Below are 17,675 nucleotides of genomic sequence, written 5' to 3' on the forward strand. Positions count from 1 at the left end.
ATCCCCTGTGGGAGCGAGCCTGCTCGCGAAGCTTTTGGCTTTTGGCCTTTAGCGGCTAGCGATCAGCGCCTGACCGCGCACCACCGCTGCCTTGACCTGCGCCGGCGCAGTGCCGCCGATATGATCACGGGCATTCACCGAGCCTTCCAGGGTCAGCACGGCAAACACGTCCTGCTCGATCTGATCACTGAACTGACGCAGTTCTTCCAGGCTCATCTCGGCCAGATCCTTGCCAGTGTCGACGCCGTACTTCACCGCGTGACCGACGATTTCGTGGCAATCACGGAACGGCAGACCACGGCGCACCAGATAATCTGCCAGGTCGGTCGCGGTGGAGAAACCGCGCAGCGCCGCTTCACGCATGATCGCGTGTTTCGGTTTGATCGCCGGGATCATGTCGGCAAAGGCACGCAGCGAATCGCGCAGTGTGTCGGCGGCGTCGAACAGCGGCTCTTTGTCTTCCTGGTTGTCCTTGTTGTAGGCCAGCGGTTGGCCTTTCATCAGGGTCAGCAAACCCATCAGTGCACCGAACACACGGCCGGTCTTGCCACGCACCAGCTCCGGTACGTCAGGGTTTTTCTTTTGCGGCATGATTGAGCTGCCGGTGCAGAAGCGGTCCGGCAGATCAATGAACTGGAACTGCGCACTGGTCCACAGCACCAGCTCTTCGGAGAAGCGCGACAAGTGCATCATCGCGATGCTCGCGGCCGAGCAGAATTCGATGGCGAAGTCGCGATCGGAGACGTTGTCCAGCGAGTTGCCGCCAACTGCGTCGAAGCCCAGCAGTTGCGCGGTGTATTCGCGGTCGATCGGGTAGGTGGTGCCGGCCAGCGCGGCGCTGCCCAGTGGCATGCGGTTGGTGCGCTTGCGGCAGTCGACCAGACGCTCGTAGTCGCGGCTGAGCATTTCGAACCAGGCCAGCATGTGGTGCCCGAAGGTCACTGGCTGCGCGGTCTGCAGGTGGGTGAAGCCCGGCATGATGCTCGCGGCTTCGCGCTCGGCTTGCTCCAGCAGGCCTTTCTGCAGGCGGGTGATCTCGGCGAGGATCAGGTCGATTTCGTCACGCAGCCACAGGCGGATGTCGGTGGCGACCTGGTCGTTACGGCTACGGCCGGTGTGCAGCTTTTTACCGGTAACGCCGATGCGGTCGGTCAGGCGTGCTTCGATGTTCATGTGCACGTCTTCGAGGTCGACACGCCAGTCGAACTGGCCGGCCTCGATTTCGCCCTGAATGGTCTTCAGGCCGTCGATGATGCTGTCGCGTTCGGCATCGGTCAGCACGCCGACCTTGGCCAGCATGGTGGCGTGGGCGATCGAGCCCATGATGTCGTGGCGATACAGGCGCTGGTCGAAAGTGACGGAGGCGGTGAAGCGGGCGACGAAGGCGTCGACGGGTTCACTGAAGCGGCCGCCCCAGGACTGATTGGTCTTGTCAGTGCTCATGAATTCGCTCGTATCGGCTTGAAGAAAGAAGGCGTGAAACGCTGGCGCGGATAATAACAGGGTTGCCAATCCTGTCGCTGACACTGGTCGATACGTTTTTTTCTCATTGCGTCAGCCATAGTGGCCGCTGGTGCTGGGAGATTTGCACAAGGATATTTTTCGATTGAGCAATATCGGCCCGGCGAGCGTCTACAGTTGGACATAAGGGTCGACGCGGCTCTGGATCGCGCAAAGGTCTGGCCGGCGACTATAAGAAGAGGGGGTGGGTGTTTTGTCCTTCGGCAAACCCCGTGAGAAACGCAGGAAACAGCGGGCTTTGAGCAGTACGACCCGGACACTGGCAAATATTGCTGGCCGACGTACGGCACTTTTTGGCGCTCGGGCTAGTCTTAGCGTGGATCGCGGTGACGGACGTCACTTCACCTGTCTACGCTATCCTTGTGCGAGACTCACGCAGGAATCCAGCGCAATATGAATGTCCTGATCGTTGATGACGAACCACTGGCTCGCGAGCGCCTCAGCCGAATGGTGAGCGAGCTCGAGGGTTATACAGTTCTGGAGCCCGGCGCCACGAATGGCGAAGAGGCGTTGGCACTGATCGACAGCCACAAGCCGGATATCGTGCTGCTCGATATTCGCATGCCGGGTCTCGATGGCCTGCAGGTTGCTGCCCGTCTGTGCGAACGTGAAACGCCGCCGGCCGTGGTGTTTTGCACCAGCCCCGATGAATTTGCCGTGGAAGCCCTGCAGGCCAGCGCCGTGGGCTATGTGGTGAAACCCGTGCGAACCGAACATCTGCATGACGCCCTGAAACGGGCTGAACGTCCCAATCGGGCGCAACTCTCGGCCCTGACCCGTCCCGCTGCCGAAAGTGGCAACGGCCCGCGCAGCCATATCAGCGCCCGAACCCGCAAAGGCATCGAACTGATCCCGCTGGATCAGGTGGTCTACTTTATCGCCGACCACAAGTACGTGACCCTGCGCCACGAGGCCGGTGAAGTGCTGTTGGATGAGCCGCTCAAAGCCCTCGAAGACGAATTCGGCGAGCGCTTTGTGCGTATCCATCGCAACGCGCTGGTCGCCCGCGACCGCATCGAACGTCTGCAGCGTACGCCGCTGGGGCATTTCCAGCTGTTTCTCAAGGGTCTAAATGGTGACGCGCTGATCGTCAGTCGTCGGCACGTGGCCGGTGTGCGCAAGATGATGCAGGGCCTGTAACCCGGTCATTCCGGACAGCTCCAGCTCTTTTTTACCAGGCACTGCGGGCCAGGGAGGCCGCGCCGACTCTGATTCAAGTCAAAGTGGATTTGGCTGAGCTGTTATTATCCGCCGTATCTATTCAGTACGGATTGATCCATGTCCTCTCGCGAAATCCGCATCGCCACCCGTAAAAGTGCGCTTGCCCTCTGGCAGGCCGAATACGTCAAAGCCCGTCTTGAAGCGGCCCACCCGGGCCTACTGGTGACGCTGGTGCCCATGGTCAGTCGCGGCGACAAACTGCTCGATTCGCCACTGTCGAAAATCGGTGGCAAGGGCCTGTTCGTCAAGGAACTGGAAACTGCGCTGCTGGAAAACCAAGCCGACATCGCCGTCCACTCGATGAAAGATGTGCCGATGGACTTCCCGGAAGGCCTCGGCCTGTTCTGCATCTGCGAGCGTGAAGATCCGCGTGATGCCTTCGTTTCCAATACTTATGCCAGCCTGGAAGCATTGCCTGCCGGCAGCATTGTCGGTACGTCGAGTCTGCGTCGTCAGGCACAGTTGCTCACCCGTCGTCCGGATCTGCAGATCCGCTTTCTGCGCGGCAACGTCAACACCCGCCTGGCCAAACTCGATGCCGGTGAGTACGACGCGATCATCCTCGCCGCCGCCGGCCTGATCCGCCTCGGCTTCGAAGATCGCATCACCTCGGCGATCAGTGTTGATGACAGCCTGCCGGCCGGTGGCCAAGGTGCAGTCGGCATCGAATGCCGCAGCGCCGACACCGAAATCCACGCCTTGCTCGCACCGCTGCATCACGCCGACACCTCGTCGCGCGTCACCGCCGAGCGTGCCCTCAACAAACATTTGAATGGCGGCTGCCAAGTGCCGATCGCCTGCTATGCCGTGCTCGAAGGCGAGCAGTTGTGGTTGCGTGGTCTGGTCGGTGAGCCAAGCGGCGGCAAGCTGCTCAGCGCCCAAGCGCGCGCGCCACGGGCCGATGCCGAAGCACTGGGGGTGAAGGTCGCCGAAGACCTGCTGAGCCAGGGCGCCGACGACATTCTCAAAGCGGTTTACGGCGAGGCAGGTCACGAGTGACCGGTTGGCGCCTGCTGCTGACGCGCCCCGCGGAAGACTGTGCGGCGCTGGCGCAGACGTTGGCTGGGCAGGGCGTTTTCAGTAGCTGTTTGCCGCTTCTGGACATTGTCCCGCTGCCAGTCTCTGAGAAAATTCGTCAGGCGATTACGCAGTTGCCAAGTTGCAGTGCAGTGATTGTCGTCAGCAAACCGGCGGCGCGTATTGCGCTGGATCTGCTCGAAGGTGCATCTGCGCTGACGATGCCGTGGTTCAGTGTCGGCGCGGCGACTGCGCAGATTTTGCTGGATCACGGTCTGGACGCGAGCTTCCCGGCCACCGGCGATGACAGCGAAGCCTTGCTGCAATTGCCGCGTCTGCGTGAGGCGGTCAGCCAGCCCGGAGCGCAGGTGTTGATCTTGCGCGGGGAGGGTGGGCGTGAACTGCTCGCCGAGCGCTTGCGTGAGCTAGGTGCTAGTGTCGAGTATCTGGAATTGTATCGACGCGACCTGCCAGCCTATGCCCCGGATGAGCTGCCACGGCGGATCGAAGCGGAACGCTTGAACGGGCTGGTGGTCAGCAGTGGACAGGGTTTCGAGCACCTGCGCCAAATGGCCGGTAATACCTGGCCGGCCATCGCGTCGTTGCCGTTGTTTGTACCAAGCCCAAGGGTCGCCGAGCTGGCACGTGCCGCCGGGGCTCAAACAGTTGTGGATTGCCGCGGCGCGAGTGCCGCGGCTTTGCTGACGGCGTTGCGGGAGTATCCCGAACCCGTTTTCTAATGCAAAGGATGGATACGTGAGCGAAACAGCCTTGCCAAAAGATGACGTCCAGCCTGTGATTGAACCCCAGGTTGAAACTCCACCGCCGGCCACAGAGCCGCGCCGAGGCAATGGATTGGCCATCGTCGCCTTGTTGCTCGGCGCCGCCGGTGTCGCGATCGGCGGCTGGGGTGTCTGGCAGGTTCGTCACCTGCAGACCAACACTCAACAGCAGTCCGGTGAAGTGCAGGCATTGAACGATCAGGCGCAGAGCCTGAAGCTCAATGAACAGCGTCTGACCGAGCGCCTCGCGCAACTGCCGGGTGCTGACGAACTTGCCGAGCGCCAGCGTCTGGTGACCCAGCTTCAAGGTGATCAACAGCGCCTAAATCAGCGCCTGGAAACCGTTCTTGGCGCCAGCCGCAAGGATTGGCGTCTGGCTGAGGCTGAGCATTTGCTGCGTCTAGCCAGTCTGCGTCTTTCGGCGTTGCAGGACATCAGCAGCGCTCAGGCGCTGGTCCAAGGCGCTGACGAAATCCTCCGTGAGCAAAACGATCCAGGCTCTTTCGCCGCCCGCGAGCAAGTGGCGAAAACCCTGGTGGCGCTGCGCAGTACTTCGCAACCGGATCGCACCGGTCTGTTCCTGCGCCTCGGTGCGCTGCGTGATCAAGTCATCGACCTCACCGAGCTTGCGCCGGAGTACAAGGATCGTGGCGAATCGCTGCTGGGCCTGACTGCTGACGGTGACGGCGCCAGTCGTTGGGCGCAGTGGTGGGATCAGGTCTCGCGCTATATCCGTATCGATTTCAATGCCGACAAGAATGTGCGGCCGCTGCTGGCCGGGCAGAGCCTGAGTCAGGTGCGTCTGGCCCTGAGCCTTGCGCTTGAGCAGGCGCAGTGGGCAGCCCTCAACGGTCAGGCGCCGGTCTATACCCAGGCGCTGGCCGAAGCGCGCGATGTGCTCAAGGGCAATTTCAACCCGGACAATCCGCAAAGCAAAGTGATGCTCGAACAGGTCGGTGAGTTGAGCAAGGAACCGGTCACGGTCACGACGCCTGATCTGGCCGGCACGCTGAGTGCGGTGCAAGCCTACCTTGAGCGGCGCAACGTTAACGCCGAAGAGTCGGTGAAACCCTTCGCCAAGCCTGCCGCCAACACCGCGCAGGAGATCACGCCATGAAACGCCTGTATGTGATCGTGTTTCTGGTGATCGCTGCGACAGCGGCGCTGGGTCTGGCGATTGCCGAGCATTCCGGTTACGTGCTGGTGGCCTACAAAAGCTTCCGCTACGAGTCCAGCCTGTGGGCGACGCTGGCGGTCATCGCGGTGTTGTGGCTGCTGATCTGGGGGATCAAGGCACTGGTCGAATTGGTCATGGCCTCCAGTGGCGTAGTCAACCCATGGTCGCGCCGCAACCGCAGTCGGCGCGTGCAGGTGGCGATCGAGCACGGTCAACTGGATCTGGCCGAAGGTCGCTGGGCCAGCGCTCAGCGTCACCTGTCTCGAGCGGCTGAAGCCGAGCGCCAGCCATTGCTGTACTACCTCGGTGCTGCTCGCGCAGCCAACGAGCAAGGTCTTTACGAAGAGTGCGATCGTTTGCTGGAGCGGGCGCTTGAGCGTCAGCCCCAGGCGGAGCTGGCCATCGCTTTGAGTCATGCGCAGTTGCAGACTGACCGTGGCGACACCGACGGTGCCTTGGTGACGCTGCAAGCGATGCACGATCGCCATCCACACAATGCGCAGACGTTGCGTCAGTTGCAGCGCTTGTATCAGCAGCGCGGCGAATGGTCGGCGGTGATTCGTTTGCTGCCGGAATTGCGCAAGGACAAAGTCCTGCCGCGCGCCGAACTGGCTGAACTCGAGCGCCGCGCCTGGGGTGAAAACCTCTCGCTGGCTGCGCAACGGGAAGAGGATGGCAGCGTGGGTTTGCAGTCGCTCACGCGCGCCTGGGAGCAGCTCACTTCGGCGCAACGGCAGGAGCCGCCGCTGGTGTTGGCGTACGCCGAACAGTTGCGGCAGTTGGGCGCCCAGGTCGAAGCGGAAGAAGTGCTGCGCACTGCCCTCAAACGCAAGTACGACAGCCATCTGGCCCGTCTCTACGGGCTGGTGCGCGGCAGCGATCCGGCCCGCCAGTTGCAAACCGCCGAAGGCTGGCTGAAGGAGCATCCGAACGATCCAAGCCTGCTGTTGACCCTCGGCCGACTGTGTCTGCAAACCAGTCTGTGGGGCAAGGCACGGGATTACCTGGAAAGCAGTCTGCGTGTGCAGCGCAATCCCGAGGCCTGTGCGGAGCTGGCGCGCCTGCTCGCCCAGTTGGGCGATACCGAGCGCAGTAATCAGTTGTTCCAGGAAGGCCTTGGTCTGCTGGACGAGCGCCTGCTGGCTGCGCCGTTGCCGGTTCCGGCCCATGTCTGAAGTGGCGAGGGAGTTCGCTCCCTCGCTTACCTTTTGTGGCTGAATTTTCCACTTCGTTGAGCGCTTGAGGCAAATTCCTACAGCGGTCTACACCAATTCCTCTCGATCCTGTCGGGTTTTCCCTACACCTCTGGTGAACTGTCGGCAGGGCCTTGCCTTGAAAGGCTGACACGCTTTCCTCTACCGTAACCGTCTGTCTCTACTGTTACGGAAAAGCCATGTCGTTGGCCTGCTCACGCTCCTTGTTCTTCATGGCTTTCACTGCGGGGGCCTTTGCTCTGGGAGCTTCCTATTATCTTGAATATGCAGTCGGCCTGACGCCGTGCAGCCTGTGTCTGGTGCAGCGCCTGTTCCTTACGCTGCTGTGCGTAGTCAGTGGTCTGGCGGCGGTGCACGGTCCCAAACGTGTCGGTTTGTGGTTCTACTGGCTGTTGACCCTGGGCGCCAGCCTGGGTGGGACCACGGCGGCCTGGCGGCAGGTACTGATACAGAGCGATCCGATGCTGCAGCTGCTCAATTGCTCGCCTGCTCCCGAGGCCTTGTTCAGTGGTCTGCCATGGATCTGTGCCCTGCAAACAATGTTTAGCGGCGGTACCGATTGTGCGGAAATATCCTGGACGCTGTTCGACCTGAGTGTCCCGGAGTGGAGCCTGCTGTTCTTTGTCGCGGTATCGATTCTGGCGGTGTATCAATTGTTGCGGCTGGTATGGAGTGCTCTGCAACGCCCGCTCAGCGGCCAAGCGTCGCACCCGGTGCTGTTGCGGGATTAAACACTTGTATGAACTTTATCTCCTGCGTACCTTGAAGCCATAGGCGTGCGGGCATAATCTGGCCCGCACGTGTCATTGGATTTATGTTGCTCGATGACGCTCTGCCCGGCCGACCCCCAAGCCAGAATCAAAAGAGGGGCGCGGGTGTAGAGCAGCATGACCCACAAGGGAAGAGAGATCGCCATGCTCGAAAGTTGTCAGAATGCTCAGGAACGTTGGGGTGGGGTTCATCTGCTGATCGACCGCTGGTTGCAAGAGCGTGAAGAGCTGATCGGTGCCTACGACAAGCTCGGCGCAGAGCCTGATTCGCTGTCCGAGAGCCGCAAGCCCTTGCAGGAGTTCTGCGGCGTGTTGGTCGACTACGTGTCGGCCGGGCACTTCGAAATCTACGAACAGCTGACTGGCGAAGCCAAGGCGTTCAACGACAAGCGCGGCCTCGAACTCGCCGAGACGATCTATCCGCGCATCGATGTCATCACCGAGAAGCTTCTAGCCTTCAACGACCTGTGCGATGAAGGCAAATGCGTTGCAGAGAAGTTCAAAGAGCTAGGTGGCCTGCTCCACGAACGCTTCGAACTTGAAGACTGCCTGATTGAAGTGCTGCACACAGCACACAAGGAAGAAGATCCGGTTCAGGCCTGATCCCGAACCCTGATCAAAAAAAACGGTGCGCCCGAAAGCGCACCGTTTTTTATTGCCCGATCAACTCGTCGCACCACGCAATTCCACTTCAAACACCAGCGGTGTGAACGGCGCAATCAGGTCACCGGCACCGTCAGCGCCATAGGCCTGATCCGATGGAATCACCAGGCGCCATTTCGCGCCTACCGGCATGTTCTGCAACGCGGTGCGCCAGCCGGCAATCACGCTGTCGAGGTTGAACCATTGTGGCTGAGTGTTCTGATCGAACACGGTGCCATCCGGCAGCCGTCCGACATACAGCACCTGCACTTTTCCATCGGGGCCAGCCTTGCCGCCAGTGCCCGGTGTCAGCTCGGTGAGCAGGATGCCGTCAGCCAGTTCCTTAACACCCGGTTTGGCTTTTTCAGCGATGAGAAAGCGTTGCTCGTTTTCCATCGCCGCATCACTTGAAGGCTGTGCAGAGTGCTCGGCGTTTTGCGCTTCATGATCAGCCAGAATCTGCTCGATGCGTGCTTCGCTCAGCGCCAGCGGCTTGCCTTGGTAGGCTTGCTGCAAGCCATCGACCAGCGCCTGAATCTGCAGTTGCGGGACTTCCTGACGCAGTCGTTCACCGAGGCTGGCACCGAGGCTGTAGGCCAGATCGTGAGCATCGTTCGCGGTGTTTTTTTCGTCAGCGTGAACGGCCGAAAAAACCATGCAGAGGGATAAAAAAAAGTAGCGCGACATGGGCACACTCCGTCCTGAGATGCGGTGGATTATGCCAGCGCGAACGTCTGCAACGGTGAACTGCTTTTGACTTCGCGCAGAACATTTTCGATTCGGTGCAACGCAACGCAATCGATACTGTCAAGATGCCCTAGCGGCGGTAACTGCAGAGGTCTAGTATGAGCCGCACTCACGTCAGCCAGGAGGTAAACCATGTCGGCCACCAAGAAGCCTGTAAATACTCCGTTGCACTTACTCCAACAACTCTCGGGCAGCCTGCTCGAGCATCTGGAAAACGCTTGCTCCCAAGCCTTGGCTGATGCTGAAAAACTGCTCGCCAAACTGGAAAAGCAACGCGGCAAGGCGCAAGAAAAACTGCACAAATCCCGCACCAAATTGCAGGACGCAGCCACTGCCGGTAAAGCCAAGGCACAGAACAAAGCCAAGGCCGCAGTGAAAGAACTGGAAGACCTGCTCGATGCCTTGAAGGATCGTCAGTCCGACACTCGCAGCTACATTCTGCAACTCAAGCGCGATGCACAGGAAAGCCTGAAACTGGCCCAGGGTGTGGGTCGCGTTCAAGAAGCCGTGGGCAAAGTACTGTCCACCCGCGCCGCCAAACCGGCAGCGGCACCGGCGAAGAAAGCGGCTGCCAAACCGGCTGCAGCCAAGCCTGCAGCGAAAACCGCAGCGGTTAAACCTGCGGCAAAAACGGCGGCCAAACCTGCTGCCAAGGCACCGGTGAAAGCGGCGACCAAGCCAGCTGCCAAAACCGCGGCAAAACCTGCGGCGAAAAAACCGGCTGCGACGAGCGCTGCCAAACCGGCGGCTAAAACCACTGCTGCAAAACCAGCTGTTGCCAAGCCAGCCGCTAGAACGGCCGCCGCCAAACCGGCTGCAAAACCAGCCGCGAGCAAAGCTGCTCCGGCGAAAGCTGCAGCTGCCAAACCGGCCGCTAAACCTGCGGCGAAAGCTGTGGCGAAACCAGCCGCAAAACCTGCTGCCAAAACCGCCGCTGCCAAGCCAGCCGCAAAACCGGCTGCCGCTAAACCCGCTGTAAAAGCCGCCGCAAAACCTGCCGCCAAGCCGGCTGCAAAACCAGCAGTGAAAGCCGCCGCCAAGCCAGCCGCGAAACCGGCCGCCGCTGCTAAACCAGCGACCACTGCTGCCAAGCCTGCTGCTGCAAAACCGGCCGCCAAACCAACTGCCAAACCTGCCGCCAAACCAGCCGTGAAAAAGCCTGCCGCTGCCAAACCAGCTGCCGCCAAACCGGCTACCACTCCAGCTGCCAAGCCTGCCGTGCCAGCCACTCCGGCCACGCCAGCCGCCGCTGCTCCAGCCGCCGCCACCTCGACTCCTTCGACTGCGCCATCGCCAGCCGCTGCGTCGAGCGTCAGCAACAACCCGACCAGCGCTTCCTAAGTGCCGGTTGCCGCGACGCGCAGCACTTGCAGCGCGTCGCGGTTCGGGCTGGCCGCCATGCCGGCCAATCCTTCAAGCCAGGTCTTCGAGCCTGCATCGTTTAGCGCCCATTCCTGCGCCACCCCTTCAAGCCGTGACAGCAACGCTCGTTCAGCCTCAAGCTCCAGTGATTTGATCTGCTCGCGCATGCCTTTCAGCACCGCATCATCAACGGCCCGTACTTTCCATTGCATCCGCAGGGAGCGCAGCGGCTGTACCACCTCGGTATCCCAAGGCTCGGTCAGCGTCTGAAGCTGGCTTACACGTTGTTCATCACAGATCACCCCGCGTTGTTCGAGCCATAAACCGCACAGCAGCAGGCACACATTGGCGCCCGCCGTTTGCAGTCGCAGGCAGGCATCTTCCACGCCCGGGCGGGCGTAGGTGGCAAGGGAAAAGCTCCACAGGTCAGAGGACATCGTGCTACTCGCGCCAGTTGTGAGCGAAGCTGGTAGACTCCGCCGCCATTATGATCCGACTTCAGAACCTGACTTTACAGCGTGGCCCGCAACGTCTGCTAGAAGACGCCGAGCTGACCCTGCACGCCGGCCACAAAGCCGGCCTCATCGGTGCCAACGGCGCCGGCAAATCGAGCCTGTTCGCTTTGATTCGGGGCGAACTGCACCCCGACTCGGGTGATTGCTTCCTGCCGGCTGACTGGCGCATCGCCCACATGCGCCAGGAGATCGAGACCCTTGAGCGTCTTGCCGTCGACTATGTGCTCGATGGCGATTTACGTCTACGCGAGGTGCAACGTGACCTCGCCGCCGCCGAAGCGGCGCACGACGGTGCCGCTCAGGCCCGCCTGCACTCGGAACTCGACAGCGCCGACGGCTACACCGCCGACGCGCGGGCGCGCAAATTGCTCGCCGGTCTCGGCTTCACCAACGAGCAGATGGATCGCCAGGTAGGAGATTTCTCCGGTGGCTGGCGGATGCGTCTGAATCTGGCGCAGGCATTGATGTGCCCGTCCGACCTGTTGTTGCTCGACGAACCGACCAACCACTTGGACCTCGACGCGATCATCTGGCTCGAAGAGTGGCTGAAAAGCTACCCGGGCACCTTGCTGCTGATCTCCCACGACCGTGATTTCCTCGATGAAGTCGTCGATCACGTGGCCCACGTCGATCAGCGCAAAATCACCCTGTATCGCGGCGGCTATACCGCGTTCGAACGCGCCCGTGCCGAGCGTCTGGCCCAGCAGCAACAGGCCTACGAGAAGCAGCAGGCGCAACGTGCGCACATGGAAAGCTACATCGCCCGCTTCAAGGCGCAAGCGACCAAGGCGCGTCAGGCGCAGAGCCGGATCAAAGCCCTGGAGCGGATGGAAGAGCTATCGGCGGCCCACGTCGATTCGCCATTCGACTTCGTCTTCCGCGAGTCGACCAAGATCTCCAGCCCGCTGATCGACCTGTCGGATGCGCGTCTGGGCTATGGCGACAAAACCATCCTGGAGAAGGTCAAGCTGCAACTGACCCCGGGCGCGCGGATCGGCCTGCTCGGCCCGAACGGCGCAGGTAAGTCGACGCTGATCAAAAACCTCGCCGGCGAGCTGTCACCGATCGCCGGGCGCCTGACCCGTGGCGAAAACACCGTGGTTGGCTACTTCGCCCAGCATCAGCTCGATTCGCTGGATTCCAAGGCCAGCCCGTTGTTGCACTTGCAGCGCCTGGCGCCGACCGAGCGCGAGCAGACTCTGCGTGACTTCCTCGGCGGTTTCGACTTCCGTGGCGCGCGCATTGATGAGCCGGTACTGAATTTCTCCGGTGGTGAAAAAGCGCGTCTGGCCCTGGCGTTGATCGCCTGGGAACGCCCGAACCTGTTGCTGCTCGACGAACCGACCAACCACCTCGACCTGGAAATGCGCCTGGCGCTGACCATGGCGCTGCAGGAATTCAGCGGCGCGGTGCTGGTGGTGTCTCACGATCGTCACTTGCTCAAGAGCACCACCGACAACTTCTACCTGGTCGCTGATGGCAAAGTCGAAGAGTTCGATGGCGACCTCGAAGACTACGCGCGCTGGCTGGTGGAATACCGCCAGCGCAACGCGCCGGTCAGCACCACCCCGGTGAATCCGGACAAGACCGACAAAAAGGCCCAGCGTCAGGCTGCTGCTGCGTTGCGTCAGCAACTGGCCCCGCACAAGCGTGAAGCCGACAAGCTTGAAGCCGAGCTGGGCAAGCTTCACGAGAAACTGGCCAAGGTCGACGCCAGCCTTGGCGACAGCGACATTTACGAGCCGGCGCGTAAGAACGAACTGCGTGATCTGCTCGCTGAGCAGGCCAAATTGAAGGTTCGCGAAGGCGAGCTGGAAGAAGCGTGGATGGAAGCCCTAGAGGTGCTGGAAAGCATGCAGGCGGAGCTGGAGGCGCTGTCCTGATGGAAGCGTTCAAGCTGCCGCTGCCGGCGGAGTGGGTCGAGCCGATCTGGTTCGCGGTGCAGATTCTGCTGATCCTGCTGGCCGGTTATCTCACCCAGCGCTTCGTCGCCAAAGCCCTGACCCGCCTGGGTGAGCGCTATCCATTCCCGCCGCAGTTGCTGATGCCACTGCGCGGCGTGTTGCGCTGGCTGATCATGGGCAGTGCGCTGATCTTTGTTCTGGAACGCCTCGGTGTCTCGGCCACGGTGCTGTGGACGGCGCTGTCAGGGTTCGTCGCCGTGGCGGCGGTGGCGTTCTTCGCGATGTGGAGTGTGCTGTCGAATCTGCTCTGCGCGATTCTGATCTTCACGGTTGGGCCGTTCCGGCTGGGCGATATCGTTGAGCTGGTGGACACCACGGACAAGCCTGGTGTCAAAGGCCGGGTGGTGGCGATCAATCTGCTTTACACCACGTTGATCGAGGCGGAAGAGTTGGGGACTGGCAGCGCGATGGTGCAGGTGCCGAACAGCTTGTTTTTCCAGCGCTCGGTGCGACGTTGGCGCGGGACTGATGTGTTTCCTTCCAGCGGGTTTGAGAAGTAAGTCTTACAGCAAGATCAAAAGATCGTCCGATCGCGGCCCGAGCCTTCGGCAGCTCCTACAGGGATCGCATTCCAAAGTAGGAGCTGCCGGAGGCTGCGATCTTTTGCTTTTAGGCCCAATCCGCATTAGCTTGAGCGTCTGTCACGATTCAGATGCGAGGTGTGCGATGGAGCTTCAAACATGGCTGGCATTTTTTGCCGCCTGCTGGGTGATCAGTCTGTCCCCGGGTGCTGGCGCCATTGCGTCGATGTCCAGCGGTCTGCAATACGGTTTCTGGCGCGGTTACTGGAACGCCCTCGGCCTGCAGATTGGCCTGGCGGTGCAAATCGCGATCGTCGGCGCCGGTGTTGGCGCGATCCTGACCGCCTCGGCCACCGCCTTCCACGCGATCAAGTGGTTCGGTGTGGCTTATCTTGTTTATCTGGCCATCAAGCAATGGCGCGCGCTGCCCATGGACATGAGCGACGACGCGGCGGTACGACCGATCGGCAAGCCGCTGGCGCTGGTGTTCCGCGGCTTTCTGGTGAACATCAGCAACCCCAAGGCTTTGGTGTTCATGCTCGCGGTGCTGCCGCAGTTCATCAACCCGCATGCGCCGTTGCTGATTCAGTATGTAGTAATCGGTGTAACGATGATCTTCGTCGACCTGATTGTCATGGCGGGCTACACCGGTCTGGCGTCGAAGGTGCTGCGTTTGCTACGCACCCCGCAGCAGCAGAAGCGTATGAACCGCACGTTTGCCGGACTGTTCATCGGTGCGGCGGCGTTTATGGCGACGTTGCGTAAAGCGGCGGCGTAAACCTCGCGAGCACAAAAAAGGCGACCTTTGCGGGTCGCCTTTTTTGTGGCTGGGACGCAGAGCGTCCCGGGATGCATTCCCACGTCGAGCACGGGGACGATCAGGCGCCAGTCATCAGCGCAAAATCACCGGCGCAGTATCACGCGGCAGATTGTTGCGCTGTGGTGCTTCGCGCGGCTGCTCGTAACCGCCGCCACCGAGCTGCATGCTCAGTTGCCCGGCCACGTCCTCACCCAGCGCCTTCGACACGTCACGCACCACCCGTGGGCGGTTCAGCGAGATCTTGATGTCGCGGTGGTTCACCAGTTTGGTGTCCTGCGCTTCGCCCATCGCCGTGAAGGCCGAGGTGATTTCGAAGGTCTTGGTGTTGATCAGGCTGAAATCCGCCACCAGCGTCAGGCCCAGTACCGTCGAATAGCTGTCGGTGTGCGCCAGTTCGTTGATGTCCTGAGTGAAGTCGATGTCCGACACCGTACCAAACAGCACATAGTCGGCGCCCTTGAAGTTGCCGGCCTTGATGCGCTTGATCACGTCGTAGACGTCACCCTTGGACGACGCGGTGTACGGCGTGCCTTGCACTAGCTGGAACATGCCGGTGCGCAAAATTTCACCCTTGATGTCGCCGGTGAATTTGCGCAACTCGCCTTGCTCGATGTAGCTGGTGCTCGCTTCGATCTCGTTATAGCTCGAAGAGCCGCTGGAGCTGTAGTAACCCTCGCGATGATTGCTCTGGGCCGAAACGATGTGGATGTATTGCTCCACACGCTCCTGATAGGCCAGATCCGTCACCGCGACTTTCGGGGCCGCCTGCACGCTGAACGCGCAAGCCAGGGCCATCATGCCAATCCATGCGCGCATCAATTAACGCTCCGTGGTTTTGCGGATCTCTTTTTCGTCCATCCACTCGGCCAGACCGCTTTCAACGTCGATCAGTTGCAGGCTGAATTTGTAGAAGACGTCCTTGTAATCGCTGCTGCGCTTGACGATCGAGCTGATCGAGCCTTCGATGCGGTACTTGGCGGCAACCATGTTGCCAGTCTTGGCCACGGTGCTTTTCTTGTACAGGCCGCTCTGGTTTTGCAGCTTGAGCTGGTCAACCTGGCTTTGCATGGCGTTGTTGTCGCTGGCGAAACGCGCTACACCGGTTTTCATCAGCTGAGTCTTGATGCTGGTGGTGATTTCGCGGGTGTCGATGTACTCGCTGGTCTTGTTCTTCACGTCGTAGACCTGAACCACCGGACGGCCCTGCAGAATGCCGGACTGGGCCAGCGAGCGGGTCATCGACTCGGCGATCATTTGCAGGTCGGTCGAACCGAATTCGTTGGTCACGGTTTCAACCGCTTTGGTGTCGCCGTAGCTGATGTTCTTGCTGCCCAGGGTCGGCGAGGTGTTGGCGCAACCGGAGGCCAGTAGGGCGATAACAGCGATGCAGGAAAAGCGTGCAAACATGGGAATGCTCTCTAAAACAGGAATAGGGTGACAGGCTTACGGCGTCTTGATTTCCAGACGGAAGTCCACGGCTTTCGGGGTCGGGGCGATGCCTTGGATGAAGCTGGTCTGGGCGCCGTACATCATTTGGCTTTTCCACACTTCTTCTTCGGCAATCGGGAAGCCTTCCGCGCCGAGCCAGGCGAAGCGGTAGTAGAAAATCTTGTTGCTGTTGAGGGTGTTGCTCAACTGCACGTTGACCGTCATGAAGCCGTTTTCGCGGGCCACGCGCATGGCGCCGACGACAATGTGTTTCTGTGGACCCATGGCCACGACTTTGCTCGCGGCGCTGCCCGGCTCTGGCGGTGGCGGGGTGGCGCAGCCGCTCGCCAGCAAGGCGAGGGCGGCGACGGCGATGAGTTTGAAGCGCATGCAAAGACTCCGTTCTTAAGGTTGTTTGAGGCTGGCGACGTTGGTCGCGCTGGCGCTCGGGATGACGTGGGCGGCGAGGCCACCGGCGAACACCTGGTTGCCCACGGCGCGCAGAGTGATCACTTGATAACGCTGATCGACGGTGACCTTGACCACCGAACCGCCCACGGCGCTTGGCAGGGTAACCTGATGCTCACCCTTTTTCAGACGCAGACGCACCACTTGGGTGTTGTCCGGCAGGGTGCGCCACGTACGGGTATCGGCACCTTCGAGCACAGCTGAAGAGATACCGACGGCGAGACCTGCCAGCGGGTTGGTTTCGTTGATCTGCTTCTGCGCAACACCCTTGGTGATTGCCCGCACGGTGGTGCGCAGGATGATCCCCGGCATGTCGTCACGCAGGGCGCGGCGGGACATCGCGGTGGTGCTGTTGAGGGCGGTCAGATCGACCTGCTGGCCATCGACACCGATCTGCGCGAACGGCGCGGTGGAGGTGTCTGGCTTGATGATCGGGAACGACAGCGGCGTAATCACCACATTGTTTGAGATCGGCAATGGCAGCGGCACGCGGATCGAGTCGCGGGCTGGCGCCAGACCACTCTGGACGACGATGAGAATGTCGCTGTCGTCGGATTTGCCCGGCTTGTCGAGGTTGACCAGCGCCTGTTCCAGCAGCGGCGTGTTCGGACGCAATTCGGCAGCCTTGCGGTAGCCCGGTGCAGCCAGGCCTTTTTCGCCCAGTGCTTCATAGACGAACCCGGACAGGTAATGGCTGAAAGCACTCTGGTAGCTGTTCTTCAGACCGACCACTTCCGGTGCGTCGAGGCTGGCGACCGGATAACCTTGCAAGTCTTTGTACTGCGTTTTAATGCCTTCTTTCTCGGCCTCTTCTTCGCTCTTGAGGTATTCCTTGTCACGCAGCTCGGCGATCACCGCTTCGCGCTCGTGAGTCTTCTTGATCGCGGTACGCGCGCCGTCGAAGTCATTGACCGCCAGCAGGTTCAGGGCCATCTGGGTGGTCAGCATGACTTTTTCGTAGTCGTAGCCTTCGTAGCGACGCACCTTGTCGTTGACCAGGAAACTGCCGAACTGGGCCAGATATTTGTCGGTGTCGAGCTTGACCGAATCTTCCCACTTGCCCACCACCTGATCAGCGCTGGTCCAGGCGTTCTGGCTGCCGGACAGGTCGCCCTTGGCGCGCAGCAATTCACCTTTCTCGAAGTAATAGAGCAGGTCTTTGTCCGGGCCGGTGTTGTTCTTTTCCAGCAGAGTCAGCGCGGCGTCAACATTGCCGGTGGCCAGTTGCTGATTGGTCTGGGCGAGTTCGGAGTCGTAGTTGCGAAACGCCGAACAGCCGGACAGCAGAGTGACGGCGCTGAGCGCAATCAGAGTGGGAGCGCGGAATGCCATGGGGGTACTTCTTCCCTGGAGTAATACAGCCGCGAATGCTGGTCGGGCTGGTGTGACCCATCGACAGTGGCGCTGGCCTCCTGCCAATTCCTCATAACCTGAGGAGCTTTAATGCCGTTTCGCGATAGCGAGGGCGCGGCATTATAGGCGGGCGGTGGTGGCTATGTAATATCT

At 60.8% G+C, this 17,675-nt stretch carries 18 protein-coding genes and 1 pseudogene; 12 read left to right on the forward strand and 7 right to left on the reverse strand.

All coding sequences use genetic code 11. The annotated features are described in order from the left end of the window. Positions 1–48: 48 nt before the first annotated feature. Entirely contained in the window at positions 49–1,443 is a 1,395-nt protein-coding gene (gene argH / locus CKW26_RS16315) for an argininosuccinate lyase (RefSeq protein ID WP_095049356.1), read from the reverse strand. Between the two features lie 334 nt (positions 1,444–1,777). On the opposite strand from argH, the pseudogene CKW26_RS30520 reads away from it, so the two are divergent. From CKW26_RS30520 to rsd, 8 genes and pseudogenes are all read left to right on the forward strand, one after another. Next, positions 1,778–1,918, forward strand: a pseudogene (locus CKW26_RS30520) (sensor histidine kinase); the annotation flags it as partial. Further along, complete coding sequence (locus tag CKW26_RS16320; RefSeq protein WP_093429721.1) at positions 1,915–2,661, forward strand: LytTR family DNA-binding domain-containing protein; 747 nt, start codon at positions 1,915–1,917, stop codon at positions 2,659–2,661. The pseudogene CKW26_RS30520 and the gene CKW26_RS16320, both read left to right, overlap by 4 nt. Positions 2,662–2,799: 138 nt before the next feature. Next, entirely contained in the window at positions 2,800–3,741 is a 942-nt protein-coding gene (gene hemC / locus CKW26_RS16325) for a hydroxymethylbilane synthase (RefSeq protein ID WP_093429722.1), read from the forward strand. Continuing rightward, complete coding sequence (locus tag CKW26_RS16330) at positions 3,738–4,499, forward strand: uroporphyrinogen-III synthase (protein ID WP_095049357.1); 762 nt, start codon at positions 3,738–3,740, stop codon at positions 4,497–4,499. The genes hemC and CKW26_RS16330 overlap by 4 nt, the downstream gene beginning before the upstream one ends. 16 nt (positions 4,500–4,515) lie before the next feature. Continuing rightward, complete coding sequence (locus CKW26_RS16335; RefSeq protein WP_095049358.1) at positions 4,516–5,658, forward strand: uroporphyrinogen-III C-methyltransferase; 1,143 nt, start codon at positions 4,516–4,518, stop codon at positions 5,656–5,658. Further along, entirely contained in the window at positions 5,655–6,893 is a 1,239-nt protein-coding gene (locus CKW26_RS16340; RefSeq protein ID WP_095049359.1) for a heme biosynthesis protein HemY, read from the forward strand. Before CKW26_RS16335 ends, CKW26_RS16340 begins: the two co-directional genes overlap by 4 nt. Before the next feature lie 218 nt (positions 6,894–7,111). Further along, a complete protein-coding gene (locus CKW26_RS16345; RefSeq protein ID WP_095049360.1) occupies positions 7,112–7,663 on the forward strand; it encodes a disulfide bond formation protein B in 552 nt (183 codons plus the stop codon). Positions 7,664–7,846: 183 nt separating this feature from the next. After that, complete coding sequence (gene rsd, locus CKW26_RS16350) at positions 7,847–8,305, forward strand: sigma D regulator (protein ID WP_095049361.1); 459 nt, start codon at positions 7,847–7,849, stop codon at positions 8,303–8,305. A 60-nt stretch (positions 8,306–8,365) separates the two neighbouring features. Here rsd and CKW26_RS16355 read toward each other — a convergent pair whose 3' ends face one another. Further along, complete coding sequence (locus tag CKW26_RS16355; protein WP_095049362.1) at positions 8,366–9,031, reverse strand: FKBP-type peptidyl-prolyl cis-trans isomerase; 666 nt, start codon at positions 9,029–9,031, stop codon at positions 8,366–8,368. A gap of 192 nt (positions 9,032–9,223) precedes the next feature. Between CKW26_RS16355 and CKW26_RS16360 the strand changes: the two genes are divergently transcribed. Then, the gene (locus CKW26_RS16360) at positions 9,224–10,432 is read left to right on the forward strand and encodes an AlgP family protein (protein ID WP_095049363.1); all 1,209 of its coding nucleotides are present in this window, start codon (positions 9,224–9,226) and stop codon (positions 10,430–10,432) included. On the opposite strand, the gene CKW26_RS16365 is transcribed toward CKW26_RS16360, so the two are convergent. Then, positions 10,429–10,890, reverse strand: coding sequence for a TIGR02444 family protein (locus CKW26_RS16365; RefSeq protein WP_095049364.1), 462 nt, complete (start codon positions 10,888–10,890; stop codon positions 10,429–10,431). The two genes, CKW26_RS16360 and CKW26_RS16365, sit on opposite strands and share 4 nt — an antisense overlap. Positions 10,891–10,940: 50 nt before the next feature. Here CKW26_RS16365 and CKW26_RS16370 point away from each other — a divergent pair, with 50 nt between their 5' ends. From CKW26_RS16370 to CKW26_RS16380, 3 genes are all read left to right on the forward strand, one after another. Beyond that, the gene (locus CKW26_RS16370; protein ID WP_095049365.1) at positions 10,941–12,851 is read left to right on the forward strand and encodes an ATP-binding cassette domain-containing protein; all 1,911 of its coding nucleotides are present in this window, start codon (positions 10,941–10,943) and stop codon (positions 12,849–12,851) included. After that, entirely contained in the window at positions 12,851–13,432 is a 582-nt protein-coding gene (locus CKW26_RS16375) for a mechanosensitive ion channel family protein (protein ID WP_095049366.1), read from the forward strand. The genes CKW26_RS16370 and CKW26_RS16375 overlap by 1 nt, the downstream gene beginning before the upstream one ends. 166 nt (positions 13,433–13,598) lie before the next feature. Continuing rightward, complete coding sequence (locus CKW26_RS16380; RefSeq protein ID WP_095049367.1) at positions 13,599–14,231, forward strand: LysE family transporter; 633 nt, start codon at positions 13,599–13,601, stop codon at positions 14,229–14,231. Between the two features lie 114 nt (positions 14,232–14,345). On the opposite strand, the gene CKW26_RS16385 is transcribed toward CKW26_RS16380, so the two are convergent. From CKW26_RS16385 to CKW26_RS16400, 4 genes are read right to left on the reverse strand one after another with little or no spacing between them, the layout of a single operon-like run. Beyond that, positions 14,346–15,089 (reverse strand): penicillin-binding protein activator LpoB, encoded by a 744-nt coding sequence (locus CKW26_RS16385; protein ID WP_095049368.1) that lies wholly within the window; start codon positions 15,087–15,089, stop codon positions 14,346–14,348. Positions 15,090–15,092: 3 nt separating this feature from the next. Beyond that, complete coding sequence (gene lpoB / locus CKW26_RS16390) at positions 15,093–15,680, reverse strand: penicillin-binding protein activator LpoB (RefSeq protein ID WP_016772610.1); 588 nt, start codon at positions 15,678–15,680, stop codon at positions 15,093–15,095. Between the two features lie 36 nt (positions 15,681–15,716). Beyond that, entirely contained in the window at positions 15,717–16,091 is a 375-nt protein-coding gene (locus tag CKW26_RS16395) for a YcfL family protein (protein WP_007911131.1), read from the reverse strand. Between the two features lie 15 nt (positions 16,092–16,106). Further along, the gene (locus CKW26_RS16400; RefSeq protein WP_095049369.1) at positions 16,107–17,501 is read right to left on the reverse strand and encodes a COG3014 family protein; all 1,395 of its coding nucleotides are present in this window, start codon (positions 17,499–17,501) and stop codon (positions 16,107–16,109) included. Between the last annotated feature and the right edge of the window lie 174 nt (positions 17,502–17,675).

Source organism: Pseudomonas sp. Irchel s3h9, from assembly GCF_900187475.1.
In the GTDB taxonomy this organism is placed as follows: domain Bacteria; phylum Pseudomonadota; class Gammaproteobacteria; order Pseudomonadales; family Pseudomonadaceae; genus Aquipseudomonas; species Aquipseudomonas neuropathica.

Excerpts from the sequence above, each read along its gene's own strand:
- CKW26_RS16360 (WP_095049363.1), top strand. The coding sequence starts at position 9,224 with ATGTCGGCCACCAAGAAGCCTGTAAATACTCCGTTGCACTTACTCCAA.
- rsd (WP_095049361.1), top strand. The coding sequence starts at position 7,847 with ATGCTCGAAAGTTGTCAGAATGCTCAGGAACGTTGGGGTGGGGTTCAT.
- CKW26_RS16375 (WP_095049366.1), top strand. The coding sequence starts at position 12,851 with ATGGAAGCGTTCAAGCTGCCGCTGCCGGCGGAGTGGGTCGAGCCGATC.
- lpoB (WP_016772610.1), bottom strand. The coding sequence starts at position 15,680 with ATGTTTGCACGCTTTTCCTGCATCGCTGTTATCGCCCTACTGGCCTCC.
- CKW26_RS16340 (WP_095049359.1), top strand. The coding sequence starts at position 5,655 with ATGAAACGCCTGTATGTGATCGTGTTTCTGGTGATCGCTGCGACAGCG.
- CKW26_RS16345 (WP_095049360.1), top strand. The coding sequence starts at position 7,112 with ATGTCGTTGGCCTGCTCACGCTCCTTGTTCTTCATGGCTTTCACTGCG.
- CKW26_RS16365 (WP_095049364.1), bottom strand. The coding sequence starts at position 10,890 with ATGTCCTCTGACCTGTGGAGCTTTTCCCTTGCCACCTACGCCCGCCCG.
- CKW26_RS16370 (WP_095049365.1), top strand. The coding sequence starts at position 10,941 with ATGATCCGACTTCAGAACCTGACTTTACAGCGTGGCCCGCAACGTCTG.
- hemC (WP_093429722.1), top strand. The coding sequence starts at position 2,800 with ATGTCCTCTCGCGAAATCCGCATCGCCACCCGTAAAAGTGCGCTTGCC.
- argH (WP_095049356.1), bottom strand. The coding sequence starts at position 1,443 with ATGAGCACTGACAAGACCAATCAGTCCTGGGGCGGCCGCTTCAGTGAA.
- CKW26_RS16355 (WP_095049362.1), bottom strand. The coding sequence starts at position 9,031 with ATGTCGCGCTACTTTTTTTTATCCCTCTGCATGGTTTTTTCGGCCGTT.
- CKW26_RS16320 (WP_093429721.1), top strand. The coding sequence starts at position 1,915 with ATGAATGTCCTGATCGTTGATGACGAACCACTGGCTCGCGAGCGCCTC.
- CKW26_RS16380 (WP_095049367.1), top strand. The coding sequence starts at position 13,599 with ATGGAGCTTCAAACATGGCTGGCATTTTTTGCCGCCTGCTGGGTGATC.
- CKW26_RS16400 (WP_095049369.1), bottom strand. The coding sequence starts at position 17,501 with ATGGCATTCCGCGCTCCCACTCTGATTGCGCTCAGCGCCGTCACTCTG.
- CKW26_RS16385 (WP_095049368.1), bottom strand. The coding sequence starts at position 15,089 with ATGCGCGCATGGATTGGCATGATGGCCCTGGCTTGCGCGTTCAGCGTG.
- CKW26_RS16395 (WP_007911131.1), bottom strand. The coding sequence starts at position 16,091 with ATGCGCTTCAAACTCATCGCCGTCGCCGCCCTCGCCTTGCTGGCGAGC.